Annotated in this window: 11 protein-coding genes; 3 read left to right on the forward strand and 8 right to left on the reverse strand. The window is 58.7% G+C overall.

Annotated features, from left to right (window positions below):
* Positions 1–370 precede the first annotated feature (370 nt).
* Positions 371–694 carry a hypothetical protein gene (locus ACYZUA_RS26220; RefSeq protein WP_461961190.1) on the forward strand — a complete coding sequence of 108 codons (324 nt, stop codon included), beginning with the start codon at positions 371–373 and terminating at the stop codon, positions 692–694.
* Between the two features lie 136 nt (positions 695–830).
* On the opposite strand, the gene ACYZUA_RS26225 is transcribed toward ACYZUA_RS26220, so the two are convergent.
* The 5 genes from ACYZUA_RS26225 to treP form a co-directional block, all read right to left on the reverse strand.
* Positions 831–1,121, reverse strand: coding sequence for a PTS transporter subunit EIIB (locus tag ACYZUA_RS26225; RefSeq protein ID WP_461961191.1), 291 nt, complete (start codon positions 1,119–1,121; stop codon positions 831–833).
* A 2-nt stretch (positions 1,122–1,123) separates the two neighbouring features.
* Positions 1,124–3,658 (reverse strand): phosphoenolpyruvate--protein phosphotransferase, encoded by a 2,535-nt coding sequence (ptsP, locus tag ACYZUA_RS26230; protein WP_461961192.1) that lies wholly within the window; start codon positions 3,656–3,658, stop codon positions 1,124–1,126.
* Positions 3,659–3,720: 62 nt separating this feature from the next.
* Positions 3,721–4,944 (reverse strand): carbohydrate porin, encoded by a 1,224-nt coding sequence (locus ACYZUA_RS26235; RefSeq protein WP_461961193.1) that lies wholly within the window; start codon positions 4,942–4,944, stop codon positions 3,721–3,723.
* A 110-nt stretch (positions 4,945–5,054) separates the two neighbouring features.
* Entirely contained in the window at positions 5,055–6,701 is a 1,647-nt protein-coding gene (gene treC, locus ACYZUA_RS26240) for an alpha,alpha-phosphotrehalase (RefSeq protein WP_461961194.1), read from the reverse strand.
* A 133-nt stretch (positions 6,702–6,834) separates the two neighbouring features.
* Entirely contained in the window at positions 6,835–8,277 is a 1,443-nt protein-coding gene (gene treP / locus ACYZUA_RS26245) for a PTS system trehalose-specific EIIBC component (protein ID WP_461961195.1), read from the reverse strand.
* Between the two features lie 237 nt (positions 8,278–8,514).
* Between treP and treR the strand changes: the two genes are divergently transcribed.
* Together treR and ACYZUA_RS26255 are read left to right on the forward strand one after the other, a co-directional pair.
* On the forward strand, positions 8,515–9,219 hold the full coding sequence (gene treR / locus ACYZUA_RS26250) for a trehalose operon repressor (protein ID WP_461961196.1): 705 nt from the start codon (positions 8,515–8,517) through the stop codon (positions 9,217–9,219).
* A 134-nt stretch (positions 9,220–9,353) separates the two neighbouring features.
* Positions 9,354–12,425: a membrane-targeted effector domain-containing toxin gene (locus ACYZUA_RS26255; protein WP_461961197.1), complete on the forward strand. Its 3,072-nt coding sequence runs from the start codon at positions 9,354–9,356 to the stop codon at positions 12,423–12,425.
* A 78-nt stretch (positions 12,426–12,503) separates the two neighbouring features.
* Here ACYZUA_RS26255 and guaA read toward each other — a convergent pair whose 3' ends face one another.
* The 3 genes from guaA to ACYZUA_RS26270 form a co-directional block, all read right to left on the reverse strand.
* The gene (gene guaA / locus ACYZUA_RS26260) at positions 12,504–14,081 is read right to left on the reverse strand and encodes a glutamine-hydrolyzing GMP synthase (RefSeq protein ID WP_008147787.1); all 1,578 of its coding nucleotides are present in this window, start codon (positions 14,079–14,081) and stop codon (positions 12,504–12,506) included.
* A gap of 93 nt (positions 14,082–14,174) precedes the next feature.
* A complete protein-coding gene (gene guaB, locus ACYZUA_RS26265) occupies positions 14,175–15,644 on the reverse strand; it encodes an IMP dehydrogenase (RefSeq protein WP_461961198.1) in 1,470 nt (489 codons plus the stop codon).
* A 197-nt stretch (positions 15,645–15,841) separates the two neighbouring features.
* Positions 15,842–16,390: a hypothetical protein gene (locus ACYZUA_RS26270; RefSeq protein WP_046046046.1), complete on the reverse strand. Its 549-nt coding sequence runs from the start codon at positions 16,388–16,390 to the stop codon at positions 15,842–15,844.
* Between the last annotated feature and the right edge of the window lie 173 nt (positions 16,391–16,563).

Consider the following 16,563-nt stretch of genomic DNA (forward strand, 5'->3'; position numbering starts at 1 on the left):
AGCGTGGCTTACCCGCGAAGACGGTCTTACAGGCAGCGAAATTTCTGGGCAAGGTCGTCGGAAGTTTCCTTCAAGATGTAGCGGTTTGCATGAACTGGTACAAAGTGAGTTCCATGGATAGTCTTTGGCTGTCACTGCGAATGCAGTGGCAGGGTGTAGGAGCCCTCTCTCATGGTGCAACAGCTCTGTCGTTTGATTGCGGCACTTAATTGGTGTCCGTAAGATCGTTCGCGGCGGCTGTGCGCGGGACACGCTTCGGCGTGGCCGAGGTTCATGAGTGCTCGGTACTCCTACTCCTGCGCATGGCTGCCACCCAAACCTGTAGGAGGGTGCGTGTTGCAGCTCATATTCATACTCATGGAAATTGCAAATGACGACGCTAACGCCAGACCCACCCTACGAAAAACCAATGCCCCACCCCAAAAGCCGCTTCATGGCGCTCACCAGCAATTGCGACGACATGCCAACCCTGTTCGTCGACACCCAAGCGCCGCTGGATGTTTTGTATGACGCTGCCAACTACCGAATTCGTGCCGTCACCCAAGTGATGGAGAACTTGTCCATGCGCGGTTCGATCGAGTGTCAGTCCTTCATTCTTAGTGATTTTGCTTTGCTCTGTGCCATTCCGTTGCGGGATGGGTGTGATGTGCTGGATGTGTTAGGGCGACGATTGAAGGCTCGACCTTCGGAGTAGCGCCGGGCGGCTTTTGTGGCGAGGGCGCTTGCTCCCTCACCACGGGTTTTCGGTTGGCCGGGAGATCTTGGGGCCGCTTCGCGACCCAATGGGGTGATGCGGCATTCCGACAAGCCCCCTCGCCACAGTGCTCCGGTTATAGCTGGAGGCCGGTGATCAGATGCACCACCCCGTCATCCAGCACCATGACGCCCGGTACACCGGCCACATCGAGGGCCTGCCGATCCATTCTTGCCACATCCCGCAACACCACCCGAACCCGGGTCAGCGCCACCGGCTGCTGCGACTTGAGGTTATCCATTCCGCCCAGTGCGACGACGATTTCCGGGGCCAGACCAGAAACAGGCTGAGCAACCACTTTCGGCTCATCCACCACCAGGTCCGGGGTCAACGCTTTCCAGAACGTCCGTTGCATTTTCTCGAACATGCTCAGTTCTCCAGTACCAGTGAAGTATCGACGGTCGCCTCGTGATACAGCCGCAACGCCTCGCGCACTTGCTCGGCGCTTTCCAGGCCCAGCACTTGCTGGGCGATGGCCTGGCAGTCCAGCAGATCCACTTCGCGAACCGCCGCTTTGATCGCCGGAATCAACGGCACGCTCACCGACAGTTCATCCACGCCAAGTCCCAGCAACAACGGCACCGCCAGCGTTTCGGACGCCATGGCCCCACACACACCGACCCATTTGCCATGGGCGTGGGCGGCCTTCACGGTGCTGGCAATCAGTCGCAGCACCGACGGATGAAAACTGTCGGCCTGACTGGCCAGACGCGGGTGATCGCGGTCCATGGCCAGGGTGTATTGGGTCAGGTCGTTGGTGCCGATCGAGAAGAAATCCACCTCCGGCGCAAACAGATCGGCCATCAGTGCCGCTGCCGGCACTTCGATCATGATCCCCAGTTTCGGCAACTCGGTAAGACCCAATGCCAGCGCCTCTTCCTCAAGCAGCTGCCGGGCCCGTCGCAACTCCGATAGCTGCGTGACCATGGGCAGCATGATGTGCAGACGAGCCAGCCCGGCGCTGCTCAGGATCGCTTTGAACTGATCGCGCAACAGCTGCGGGCGCTCCAGACACAAACGAATCCCGCGCATGCCGAGGAACGGGTTGGTTTCGCTGTCCATCGGCACGTAGGCCAACGGTTTGTCGCCGCCGACATCCAGAGTCCGCACCACCAGATTGCGCGCCGGCCCCAGGGCGCGGGCGATGGCGCTGTAGGTGGATGCCTGTTCGTCATGGCTCGGCGCATGATTGCGGTCCAGATAAAGAAACTCCGAACGCAATAGTCCGACGCCTTCTCCGCCCAGTGTCATGGCCTGCTCGGCTTCGGTCAGAGAAGCGACGTTGGCCGTCACTTCAATGTGATGACCATCGCGGGTACACGCCGCCAGCGCAGCGTGCGCCAACTCATGTTGATGGCGCTTCTGCAGGCGCTGACGATTGGCTTGCAGCTGCTCGATGGCTGCCAGATCCGGGTCCAGATGCAGCTCGCCCTTGTCGGCGTCGAGCAACACTTGGGTGCCGTTGGCCAGCGCCAGCACCTGAAGGGGCAGCCCGCAGATCGCCGGCAAACCGGACGCCCGCGCGAGGATCGCGACGTGGCTGGTAGCGCCGCCACCGACCGTGGCGAAACCCAGTACCTTGCGGGTATCGAGCCCGGCGGTCTGTGATGGCGTCAGTTGTTCGGCGATCAGGATTGCCCCTTCAGGCAGTTCCATCGCCTGATCCTGTACACCGAGGATCAGCTTGAGCACCCGCTGGCCGACATCGGCCAGGTCTGCCGCCCGCTCCGCCAGCAAGGCATTGCCGAGGCTTTTGAACAAGGTTGCCGCCGACTCGGTGGCCGCGCGCCAGGCGAACCCGGCACTTTTGCCTTCGTCGATCAGCACGTGAGCCACTTCCAACAAACCCGGGTCTTCGAGCAGTTCCTGGTGAGCCTTGAAGATGTCTGCCTGCGCGCTGCCAATGGCGTTGTCACGCAACTGCTGCAAGACCTGCCGTGCCTCGGCCAGGCCCCGGGTCAAGTGATCGCGCTCAGCATACGCAGTAGTGCCGAGTTCATTTACTTCCAGTTTTTGTTCGGCAATCTGCACCACTTGGCCAAACGCCGATCCGGCCGATGCACAAACTCCACGCAACACTGTCAGCGATGAGGCCTCGATCCCCTTCGCCCCAACCTGCGCCGAGGCCGCCACCGCTTCACCGCATCCGGTCACCAGCAGCTCGGCCAACGTCTTGATCGCCGCTTCAGCATCCGGGCCAGCCGCGCTGACTTGCACAACATCGCCGTGAGCGGTCTGCAACGTCATGATCGCCACCAGGGATTTCGCGTTCACGCTGACCTGCTGTTTATGCAGGAAAATACTCGCTGAAAACCTCTTGGCGGCCTGGGCGAACACCGCCGCCGGGCGGGCGTGCAAGCCGTTCGGGTTGGCCAGCGTCACCGGTTTGGAGAACAGCGCCTCGCTCTCCTCCGGCACCACTTCATCCATCATCTGATCGGCCGTATTCAAACCCAACAACGGTTGGCCGCTGTCCACCTGACCCGTTTCAGGTACCAGCCAAGTGAAGGGCTCGGCACTGACCACCAGCATCAAAGTCAACAAACTGCGCGCATGCAAGGCGATGTAATCGGCATCGAACTCGATCAGCGACTGCCCGATGTCAACCTGCTCGCCCTCCTCCACCAACCGCGTGAACCCCTTCCCGGCCAGGTTCACCGTGTCGAGACCAATGTGCATCAACACCTGCACGCCATTTTCGCCGGTGATGCTGATCGCATGCCCGCTGGCCTGCACATTGCTGACAACCCCTGCCAGCGGCGCACACAACGTCGTTGAAGTCGGATCGATGCACAGGCCATCGCCGATCACGCGGCTGGAAAACACCGGATCGGGCACAAGGTCCAGTGGCATCAATACGCCGGACAGGGGCGCGTGCAGTTGCAATTGTTGGGGTGTGGCCATGACGTCACCTGCTGTTTTGTACTTTGAAGTGCTGATGGAGCGCGAGGCTCCGATAGCATCGCTTATTTCCACCAATACTCGAGCTGCAATCCGACATTTGAACCGTGTCGCGCCGTGCCGAAGGCGCCGGTGTCGGATAATGCCGACCCCTGCGCCAGTTCATTGGCCGCCCGTTTGGCCGCCTCGTTCCAGCTCGCATAGGTGTAATACAGACGCACCTCGGGGCGAGCCCAGAATTCCGGACCTTTGGGCGACCAGGTCGGGGCGAAGGTGAACTTGCTCAGCTTTCGCGTACCGCCCGTGGCTTCGACCTGATCGTGACCCAATTCGGTCACCAGTTTGAACTGCTCGGTGATCGCATAGGCCGGGCGAACACCCAGGGAAATCCAGTTCTGATCAGCGCCGTCCGGGCGAATGTCTTTCTGATAGACCGCCTCGATCTGCCCGCCAAATCGTGGCGTCACTTGCCAGTCGAAGAACTCCACCAAACGATAGCTTTTGCTGCTGTCATCGAGCTTCACGTTACCGGTATAACCCAACCCGGTGCCGGGCCCTTCGCCGTACTGAAAGGCCAGTTTATTCTTGCCGCCCAGAAAGCCTTTCTGCACATGCTGGGTGGTGATCGCCCAACCGCGATGAGCGTCGCGGCTGTCGGGTTTGTCGATGTAACTCAGGCCGAATTCCAGTTCACCGCCGGGGTTGGTGTTGAAGCCGGCGACGTTGAAGTCGTGACGGTTGATGTAGTCCTTCTGGTACAGGTTGTCCTTGCGCGAGAAGGCGTAGCTGTATTTCAGATCGCCGATCAGCACGTCCTCGATACCGCCGCCGGTGGCGCTCTGGTTCCAATAGTAGAAGTCGGAAATGTGAATATCGTTCCGTTTGTAGTAACGCCGACCGGCCCACAGCGAACCGCCGTTGAGGCTCGGCATGTTCGACCACTGCGCGTACGCCTGCGGCAGGCGCACCGAGCCGTTGTCACCGTTGAAGGTCAGGTCCTTGTCGTACTGGTTGTACAACGACGCCATACCGTCGACGCTCAGCACCGAACCGTCATCCAGCGTGTACAAATCCTGGCGCAACTCAAGTTCCGCGTACTGCTCACATTCGTTGCCCAAGCGGTATTTGGTCTGCGCCCCCGGCAGTTGGAAACACTGCTGTTTACCGCTGTTGACCGAGGTGCCGACGCCGCTGCGCAAGTAACCGGCGAACTCCAGCGCCTGTGCCGAAAGAGGCAAAGTCAGGCACACGCCCGCCACTAAAAGGCTGCGATTTATTGTTGTTTTCAAGAACCACCCCATTATTTTTATTGTGTGCAGCGGCAAAATCGGCGCGCAAAACTCCCCCGCGCAGCGTTCTGCGTGTTTTTTTGAGTCAGTGTTTTTTTGCGGTCGGTCAGTCAGTCGGTCATATGCAGCACGAACGACTCATAAGGCCGTAAGAGGACCTGCCGATTTCGCGCCGGACAGTCCGGGTAATTGCTGATGACCAGACGTTGGGTCATGGTTTCGCTGATCACTTCATCCGGCAGGTCGACTTCGCATGGCGTGCCGTAGAAGTTGTTCAGCACCAGCAGCCGTTCGCCATTGCCCTCACGCACGTACGCCCAGATTCGCGTGTGTTCGGGCAACAGTTGCCGGTAAATACCGTCGGACATCAGCGCTTCACTGCGGCGCAGGGCGATCAATTGGCGGTAGTGATGAAGCACCGAATCCGGGTCATCGAGCTGAGTGGCAACGTTGATCTGCCCGGCGTTCGCCGGCACCCCGATCCACGGTTCGACAGCGCTAAAACCCGCGTTGGGCTCGGCATTCCAGTGCATCGGCGTACGGCCGTTGTCCCGGGACTTCTGCATGATCGCCGCCATGTTGTCGGCGTCGCTCGCCCCCGCCTCGCGCTTGAGCCGGAAGATGTTCAGCGTCTCGACATCGCGGTACTGATCGATGTGATCGAAGCCCGGATTGGTCATGCCCAGTTCCTCGCCCTGGTACACGAACGGCGTGCCCTGGAGGAAATGCAGCGCCGTGCCGAGCATCTTCGCCGAGAGCACCCGATATTCGCCGTCATGACCAAAACGCGAGACCACCCGTGGCTGGTCGTGATTACACCAGAACAGCGCATTCCAGCCACCGCCGGCCTGCATGCCGGTTTGCCAATCGGAGAGAATGCGCTTGAGTTGCAGGAAATCGAAATCGGCACGAATCCACTTCTGCAGGTTCGGGTAATCGACCTTCAGGTGATGGAAGTTGAAGGTCATCGACAGCTCTTTCGACTCTGGCCGCGAGTAACGAATGCAGTGTTCCAGGCTGGTGGAAGACATTTCGCCGACGTTGATCAGGTCATGGCCTTCGAAGACTTCGCGGTGCATTTGCTGCAAGTATTCGTGGACGTTCGGGCCATCGGTGTAGAAGCGTCGACCGTCGGTGTTGTCCTCGGGGAAGTCCGCCGGTTTGGAGATCAGGTTGATCACGTCCAGACGGAACCCGCCTACGCCCTTGTCGCGCCAGAAACGCATCATCTTGAAAACTTCGGCGCGCACCTTGGGGTTGTCCCAGTTCAGGTCGGCCTGAGTGTGATCGAACAGGTGCAGGAAATACTGACCGGTCTGGGCTTCATACTCCCAGGCCGAACCGCCGAACTTGGATTCCCAGTTGTTCGGCTGGTCGCGCCAGATGTAGAAATCCCGGTACGGGTTGTCGAGGCTGCTGCGGGCCTGCTGGAACCAGGTGTGCTCGATGGAGGTGTGGTTGACCACGATATCGAGCATTAATTTGATCCCGCGCTTGCCAGCCTCGGCGATCAGCAACTCGCAATCGGCCATGGTCCCGTAACTCGGGTCGATGGCGTAGTAATCACTGATGTCGTAGCCGTTGTCGCGCTGGGGCGAACGCAGGAACGGCGTGATCCACAGGCAATCGACACCCAGCCAGTGCAGGTAATCGAGCTTGGCCACAACGCCAAGCAAATCACCCGTGGGGTTGCCGGCGTGGCTGTGAAAACTCTTCGGGTAGATCTGGTAGATCACCGAACGTTGCCAGTCTTGCATGGCGGATTCCTTCAGTAAGTTTTGTATCGGCCTTTAGGGCCTCTTCGCGAGCAGGTCGGATCGCCGCACCGTCACTCCCACATTTGGAATGCGGTCAACCTGTGGGAGCGAGCCTGCTCGCGATAGCGATCTGTCAGGCAACCCGATACCCGGGCCGAACAATCTTCATGCTCAACCCGCAGGTCAGAACAAACGGCACGACCATGGCAATCACCATCCCGATCACGAACATCGGAATGAACTGCGGAATGATCGAGATAAAACCGGGCAAGCCACCGACGCCGATCGCCGAGGCCTGGACCTTGTTCAGCGACAGGAAAATGCAGCCCAGGGCCGAGCCGATCAGGGCTGCATAAAACGGAAATTTGTAGCGCAGGTTGACCCCGAACATGGCCGGTTCGGTGATGCCGAAGTAAGCGGAAATCGCCGAGGTCGAGGCCATGCTTTTATCTCGCACGTTGCGGGTCATGTAGAACACCGCCAGTGCCGCGCTGCCCTGGGCCAGGTTGGACATGACGATCATCGGCCAGATAAAGGTGCCGCCCTGGGTGGAGATCAGTTGCAAGTCGACCGCGAGGAACATGTGGTGCATGCCGGTAATCACCAGCGGCGCGTAGAGCAAACCGAAAATCGCCCCACCGACCATTGGCGCCAGATCAAATAGCATGACCACGCCTTCGGTGATAAGAATCCCCAGATGCCGGGTCACCGGGCCGATCACCGCCAGCGCCAACACGCCGGTGACGACAATGGTGGTGATCGGCACGACCAGCAATTGAATCGCGTTCGGCACCCGCGCCCGCAGCCATTTTTCGATGACGCTCATCACATAGGCCGCCATCAGGATCGGCAGGATCTGTCCCTGATAGCCAACCTTCTCGATCTGGAACAACCCCAGGATGTCGAAGTACGGCAGGCTCTGCCCGTCCAGCCCGGCCACCGCTTTGCCGTAGTTCCAAGCGTTGAGCAGGTCCGGATGCACCAGCATCAGGCCAAGCACGATGCCGAGGATTTCGCTGCCGCCAAACCGTTTGGCCGCCGACCAGCCCACCAGCGCCGGCAGGAACACAAACGAGGTATTGGCCATGAGGTTGATCAGGCTCCAGAGCCCGTCAAGCTTCGGATAGACATCCAGCAGGGTCTTGCCCTCGATGAACATGCCCTTGGCGCCGATCAGGTTGTTAATGCCCATCAGCAGGCCGGCAATTATCAGCGCCGGGAGGATTGGCATGAAGACGTCGGAAAACACCCGCACCAGACGCTGCATGGCGTTGATCTTGTCAGCGCTTTTCTGTTTAACGTCGGCGATGGTTGAGGCCGCGAGACCGGTTTGACGGCGTAGTTCGGCGTAGACCTTTTCAACCTCGCCAGGGCCGATAACCACCTGAAACAGGCCACCGGTGAAAAACGAACCTTTGACCAGATCGATCTGGTTCAGCGTGGCGCTGTCGACCAGGCTTGGGTCCTTGAGGGCCAGGCGCAGCCGTGTGACACAGTGCGCGGCCTGCTCGAGGTTGTCGCTGCCACCGAGGCTTTGCAGCAGCTCGCTGGCGATATTCGGATAGTCGTGGCTCATGCTTTTTCTTCCGCTGTAGTTTTTTGTTATTGGCAGCACGCCGAAGCGAAAAGTACTCGTCTGTACGAGTTAAAGCAACAACTCGTACAGACGAGTTTGAATTTGTTTATCCTGCACCCGACCAGCGGCGACATTTCCCACCTCATAAGTCAAAGAAACCTAACGCCGCATGGACAAACCCCTACCCTGCCCTTAAGGTTCGAAACCTTGAGTACAGCGCGGCACAGAGCCATCCCCATGAGTAAATACAACCAGATCTACAGCGATCTGCTTGCCAGTATCACGACCGAACGTCTGGAACGCGGCGCCCGGCTGCCTTCCGAAACCGAACTGATGGACAGCTATCAGGCCAGTCGCGGCACCGTGCGCAAGGCCATCGAGCAATTGCAGGAGCGCGGTTTCGCCCAGAAGGTCCATGGCAAAGGCACGTTTGTGTTGTCGACCAACCCGATTGAATTCCAGCTCGGCGGCATCGTCAGCTTTCAGGAAACGTATCCACGCCTGGGTAACGACGTCAGCACCGAGGTGGTCGAGTTCACTCAGATCCCCCTCGAAGGTTATCTGCTCGAACACATCAAGGCCGAAGAAGGCAGCCTGATCACACGGATCAAACGAGTGCGGCGGATCGACGGCAAACGCGTGATCCTCGACATCAACCATTTCGTCAGCGACGTGATCCCCGGCCTGTCTCGAGACATCGCCGAGCACTCGATCTACGCCTTCATCGAGCAAACCTTGCAACTGCAAATCGCCTACGCCCAGCGCACCATCGAAGCGGTGCCCCGGAGCAAGGATGACCAGCAACACCTGGACCTGGACGGTCAGAGCCATGTGATCGTGGTCAGCAACCAGACGTTTCTGCAGGACGGCCGCCAGTTCGAGTACACCGAATCGCGGCACACCCTGGACAAGTTTTACTTTTCTGACATTGCACGGCGCTGAGCCTGACTCTGGTACTCGGCATCTCCTACGTCTTCCGTCAGCAACTGACCACCGCCAGCTACCCAGTGCCTTATAGATGGAACCGATGCCCCTTGAGATAGTGAGCGCCCCAACCACCCCTCAAGGAAAACATCATGGACGATGCTCAAGAAATCACCCTCGACGCTGCCGATGCGCAGGCCCTCCAGGCCTTGATCCCTGATCTGGTCACCGATTGCCCCGACCTGTACGCCATGGCGTACCAAGTCGCCAAAGACATTCTCATCCAGCACACCATCACGGATATCGAACCCGACAAGGTCTACTGGCATCGGTTTAATGCCGCTCAAAGCAGCTCGAAGACCTTTACCGGCTGGCAGCATGTGTTTGAAAAACCCCGGGAATCGATGACCTTCCCGCAACTGGTCATGCAGCGTTTCAGTGTCCACGATCAGGACAATGGGGACTTGCTGGACGTTGACAGCGGTTTCTACCGTGCCGACGGCAATGCCGGGAACTACGATGAAACCAACGAGATTCGCCTGCATGCCCGGGATGTGTTGAAAACCTTCTGGGATATCAATTTCGCTGACCGCTACAAAACGGCCATCGCGACGTTCTGGGAAAAGCACAGCGACAACTTCCGTGCGCTGGCCAAGTGCACGTTCATTGCCAAAGCCATTGAAGACTACGAGAAGGGTCACTTGACCCAAGAACACTTCACCACGGTGCTCAGGGCTGTCGTCGGTAATGTGAGCAGGCCGCTCACCCGGCAAATGCTGCTGGACGAGGCGTCTGCCGGCAGCGGCTTATCGGTTCGCAAGTTTTGCATTGACCACTTCGTGTCGACGGACATCCTCAGCATCACTGACGACAGTGACCTGAACATCCTCTACGTTCCGGGCGAACCCAGAGGATTTTACTGTTTCAACAAGGTCGAGGAGGTGCACGAATGGCTGGTCAATGAGGTCAAGGACGCTGAAGGCCGCGAACGCATGCTCATGCACTTCAAACAGGAAGAGCGGGATGTCCTTCAGGAAAAGCCGACTTCGCTGGGGCACAAACTGGCCAACTTCACCGGCATCGGTTTGATCGTTCATGCATTTGAGGAGACGGAAACCGAAAATATCGGCCTCACCCACACCTATGACGTATTACCCGGCGAATATGCAGTCGCGGACCATCATTTGCTCCACTACCGTGGCGAGAAAATTGCCGGTGATGCGTTCACCCATCTGAACCGGTCCACTCATGAGCGCATGCTCAGCGACGCCAATTACCTGCTGCACTCCAACGGCGAGATCAGGAAAAAACTGTGGATAGGCTATCTCAATGCCTTCAACCACACCTTTGGACCGATGGCCGCCCTTGCTTGGCCGGCAGCGCTTGTCGTTATCGGCGCCAGCATCGCCAATGTCGGGCTTCACATCGACCAGGCCATCAACGGCACCACTCCAATGGAACGCAAGGCAGCCATCACAGGTGCCATTCTCGGTAGCGTGGATGTGCTGTTCAACTTGCCATTTTTACGAGGCGCTGCCGAATTCGCAGAAGCAGCGGAAGCAGAAACAGAAGCCGAGGAGGTACTCATCACCGAGAAAAATTCGGCAGAGTCGGGCGTAACCGTGCTTCCACCCGTCGAAGCCATTGCACCCCGTCCAAGCGATTCCGACATATTGGCTCCTTTTGAAACCAATGAAATTCTCGACGGCCATTCCCCAGTCAACGCCGAAGGCAAGTTTCAAGGTATCTATCAGCCTGAGACAGGCGGTAATTACATTGCCATCGGTGACAGTTTCTACCTGGTGCGCTACAGCAACGAACTGAAAACCTGGGCAATCATTGACCCGGTCAATCCTTACTCCTTTTACCGCAACATACCGGTACGCCTGAATGAAATGGGTGAATGGGTGCCCCTCACGCGTCCCGGCCTGGTGGGCGGTGGCAAGTTTGCCGACCTGTTTGCCGATCTGTTTGCCAGGGCCGAGCCGCCACTCCCGGACTTCGATGCCCCGGCGACTGCATACGATGTTCCACAGGACATCAAGCCAGCCCTCAAACAGGCGGCCAAGGGTACGGCCTCGAAGGGGGATTTGAAGGACGGCTTTGTCAATCCCAACAATCCGAACGATGAGCTGGAAGCCTTCAAGAGACTGCGCCGAACGCTGCACGACGCCGCCGCGGCCTTCTATTCGCAACCGCCACTGCAACCCAGGCCGACCATTCCATCGTTCATTGCGAATGCAAAGTTCAAGGACATCATCAAGACCCTTTTCAAGCGGTCACCGAGCCTGGTCATCGGTGAAAGCCACGACAGCGTGGGTAGCAAACAGTTTCTGGTCGAGAACATGAATGAGCTGCGCCAACAAAAAGTCAAAACCCTGTACATGGAGCATCTGCTGACCGATTTCCATCAGGCTGACCTGGATGTGTTCAATCGCACCGGAGTGATGTCCGAGGACCTGGAAAGCTACCTCAAGGACCTTGATGCAGGTTTTTCGACTGACCCCAGCGAACAATTCACTTTTGAGCAGGTGGTCAGGACGGCGCAGAAAAACCATATTCGCGTTCAGGCCATCGACTGCCTCGCCAGTTACCGCAGCGCTGGCATTCAGGGGGCAAACATCAATTTTCGGCAAAAAATGATGAATTTCTTCGCCCGCCAGGTCATCGACGCCGACCAGACGGCCAGAGGCGCGCATCGCTGGGTGGCGTTGGTCGGGAACAGCCACGCCAATACCTATGCCGGCGTGGCGGGTGTCAGCGAGCTTGAAGGCAGCATCGGGCTGCGCATTGAAAGCGTGGGCGCGGATGAGCTCGGCGGTATCAAGGTCGACCCGGGGGTGGCCGACGAGCCGCGCCCGGGGCAAGCAGCCGGTTTTGCCAAAAATGACTTGTTGCTGCAAATCCCGACGCCGACAAGCGTGATCCTGGCGCAAAGGCTGGAGGATGGCCTACCCATGCCGGGCATGTACGCCCTCAGCACCAGTACCGGTGAACCCTTTCTGGTTCATCGCAGCAGAACCCTCACCAACAGAGTCATCACCAGTAGCGGCAAAATCACCCGTGGCAAACTCGTTCGAACGCCCATCAAGCATGATGCAGATGGGTACTACGTCGAACGGGATGCCTGGCAGATCAACGGCCGACGCTTTCAAAACCCCGACGCCTTGAGTTCAGCGCTGCACAGAATGGGCATGACCCCCGTCCGACTACCCGGCGTCTAAAACGCAAAAAGGCCGTGTGAACAGTGTTCACACGGCCTTTCAGTTACCTGCGATCAAGCCATCAAGGCTTGCGCGGGATTATTCCCACTCAATGGTCGCTGGCGGCTTGCTCGACACGTCGTAAGTGACGCGGGAGATGCCTTCGATTTCGTTGATGATCCGGCCGGAAACAGTTTCCAGCAGTTCGTAAGGCAGGTGCGCCCAACGCGCGGTCATGAAGTCGATGGTTTCAACGGCACGCAGGGCAACCACCCAGGCGTAACGACGGCCATCGCCGACCACGCCAACCGATTTCACCGGTTGGAACACCACGAATGCCTGGCTGACTTTGTGGTACCAGTCGGCCTTGCGCAGTTCTTCGATGAAGATATGGTCGGCGCGACGCAGCAGGTCGGCGTATTCCTTCTTCACTTCACCAAGGATCCGCACGCCCAGGCCCGGGCCCGGGAACGGGTGACGGTAGACCATGTCGTACGGCAGGCCGAGTTCCAGGCCCAGACGACGGACTTCGTCCTTGAACAGCTCGCGCAAGGGTTCAACCAGCTTGAGGTTCATTTCTTCCGGCAGGCCACCCACGTTGTGGTGCGACTTGATCACGTGAGCCTTGCCGCTTTTGGCGCCAGCCGACTCGATCACGTCAGGGTAGATGGTGCCTTGTGCGAGGTATTTGATGTTGTCCAGTTTGTTGGACTGGGCATCGAAGACGTCGATGAAGGTACGACCGATGATCTTGCGCTTCTTCTCCGGGTCGGACTCGCCGGCCAGGTTGTCGAGGAATTGATCTTCGGCATTGGCGCGGATCACCTTGACGCCCATGTTCTCGGCGAACATGGCCATCACTTGCTCGCCTTCGTGCAGACGCAGAAGGCCGTTGTCGACGAAGACGCAAGTCAGCTGGTCGCCAATGGCTTTGTGCAGCAGCGCGGCAACCACCGAGGAGTCCACACCGCCGGACAGGCCGAGCAGTACGTTGTCGGTGCCGACCTGGGCGCGAATGTTGGCGATGGCGTCTTCAGCAATCTTCGAAGGCGTCCACAGGGCTTCGCAGCCGCAAATGTCGAGGATGAAGCGCGAGAGGATGCGACCGCCCTGCTTGGTATGGGTCACTTCCGGGTGGAACTGCACGCCGTAGTAGCCGCGCGCGTCGTCGAACATGCCGGCGATCGGGCAGCTCGGAGTGCTGGCCAGGATGTGGAATTCCTGCGGCATCCTGGTGACCTTGTCACCGTGACTCATCCACACGTCGAGGCCAAACAGCCCGTCGGCGTCGATGTGGTCTTCGATGCCGTCGAGCAGGCGGCTCTTGCCGACCACGTCGACACGGGCGTAACCGAACTCACGCAGCTCGGAACCTTCGACCTTGCCACCCAGCTGTTCAGCCATGGTCTGCATGCCGTAGCAGATACCGAAGACCGGTACGCCCAGGTCAAACACTGCTTGCGGGCAGCGCGGGCTGTCGGCGACGTGCACGGACTCGGGGCCGCCGGCGAGAATGACGCCTTTTGGAGCGAATTCGCGGATCGCTTCGTCGTCCATGTCGAACGGATGCAGTTCGCAGTACACGCCGATTTCACGCACGCGGCGGGCAATCAGTTGGGTGTACTGGGAACCGAAGTCGAGGATCAGGATGCGGTGAGCGTGAATGTCGAGGGCCATGTGGTCAGTCTCGTCTATGCAGTTCGGTGAAGAAAATCAGAAACAACTCGGGGCTGAAAACAGCCCCGGTTGCTTAACTTATTGCTGGAAGGCTCAACCTACGCGGTAGTTTGGCGCTTCTTTGGTGATCTGTACGTCGTGAACGTGGGACTCGGCCATGCCAGCACCGGTGATCCGCACGAACTCAGGCTTGGTGCGCATTTCTTCGATGTCGGCACTGCCGGTGTAACCCATCGAGGAACGCAGGCCGCCCATCAGTTGATGGATGATGGCGCTCAGGGTGCCCTTGTAAGGAACACGCCCTTCGATCCCTTCCGGAACCAGTTTCTCGGCGCCTGCCGAGGAGTCCTGGAAGTAGCGATCGGAGGAGCCTTGAGCCTGGGACATGGCGCCCAGCGAACCCATGCCGCGGTAAGCCTTGTACGAACGACCCTGGAACAGTTCGATCTCGCCCGGTGCTTCTTCAGTACCGGCGAACATCGAGCCCATCATCACGCAGGAAGCACCGGCAACGATGGCCTTGGACAGGTCACCGGAGAAACGGATGCCGCCGTCGGCGATCAACGGAACGCCAGTGCCTTCGAGGGCAGCGGCGACGTTGGCGATGGCACTGATTTGCGGGACGCCGACACCGGCGACGATACGGGTGGTGCAGATAGAGCCTGGGCCGATACCGACCTTGACCGCATCGGCGCCCGCTTCGGCCAGAGCCTTGGCGGCAGCGCCGGTGGCGATGTTGCCGCCGATGACCTGCACTTCAGGGAAATTCTGTTTGACCCAGCGAACGCGGTCGATCACGCCTTTGGAGTGACCGTGAGCGGTGTCGACCACCACCACGTCAACGCCGGCATTGACCAGGGCAGCTACGCGATCACCGGTGTCTTTACCGGTACCGACAGCAGCGCCAACACGCAGACGACCTTGATCGTCCTTGCTGGCCAGCGGGTAGGCCTTGGCTTTTTCGATGTCGTTGACGGTCATCATGCCTTTGAGGGCAAATTTGTCGTCGACGATCAGCACGCGTTCGATACGGTTTTTGTGCAACAACTCGCGGACGTCGTTCTTGTCGGCGCCTTCCTTGACCGTGACCAGACGCTCTTTAGGCGTCATCACATCACGGACGGAGGCGTCCAGACGGTTTTCGAAACGTACGTCACGGGAAGTGACGATGCCGACCAGGTCGCCATCGTGCAGTACCGGAACGCCGGAGATGTTGTGCTGGCGGGTGAGTTCGAACAGTTCACGAACCGTGGCGTCAGCCTCGATGGTGATCGGGTCCTTGACCACGCCGGCTTCATAACGCTTGACCTTGCGCACTTCGGCAGCTTGCTGCTCGATGGTCATGTTCTTGTGGATAATGCCGATGCCACCTTCCTGAGCCATGGCAATTGCCAGACGGGCTTCAGTAACGGTGTCCATGGCGGCAGAAACCAGAGGAATATTCAGCTCGATGCCACGGGTTAGGCGGGTCTTGAGACTGACTTCGTTAGGAAGCACCTCGGAATAACCGGGCACTAGGAGAATGTCGTCGAATGTCAGAGCTTCTTGGCTGATACGCAGCATCGCGGGGGCTCCCGAGCGGGAAAATGGAAGCGCGCCATTATAGTCAGACACCCCCTCGGGTTCAATGTAAAACTCTGTCTATTATCGACACGGTCGATCGACGGGTATTTAACGCCGAATTCTGTAGGAACAAGCGGTGCGGCCCGACTTGCCCGCGATGGCGCTCTTAAGTCCGCCATCGCCAGCAAGCTGTGCTCCTACAGTTCGACTTTCACCCAACTGACAGGCTGATCGAGCCAATCGGCAAATTCGTCGATAAAGCTCTGTTTGAACCCGGCCTCGGCCCAGTTGTTGAAGATAAACCCCAGGTTGGAAAAGCCGCATTCCTGCAGGAAAAGAAAGCCGTTGATGTCATCTTCATGCCCGCACTCCGGACACGTGAAGTTATCGGTGCGCCCCGGCATCCAGTCTTCCAGGCTTTCGAACAGCGCTTCGCCGACTTCCTTGCGGCACTCGGCGCAACCCGCCTCTTCAAGAAAACCCTTGGCCGGCGTATAGATGCAGCGCTTGGTGATGATCTCCAGGCCATTGATCGGTTCGCCGAACGGCAGCGCTTCAGGATGCAGCACCACAGCGCGGGCACCGTCGGCGATGGCATGAGCCATGCGGTTGCCAGTGCGACCACAAGTGGTCAGTTCTTCTTTAATGATGTTCTTGCGCACCAGCCAACGCACGACCGCCCGGGCCCGGGGTTCGTGCACCGGCAGTGTGGAGATTTTCGGGACAATAATGCTTTGCGAATTCATGGGTGCAGACTCTGCAAATACTGAATATTCACCCTTGTAGGAGTGAGCCTTTGTGGCGAGGGGATTTATCCCCGTTGGGTCGCGAAGCGGCCCCAGCACTTCAAAGTCCAATCGCATTAATGAGCTGACGTCTGCTTCGCAGCCGAACGGGGATAAATCCCCTCGCCACAAAG

The organism is Pseudomonas sp. LS2P72 (genome assembly GCF_054897865.1).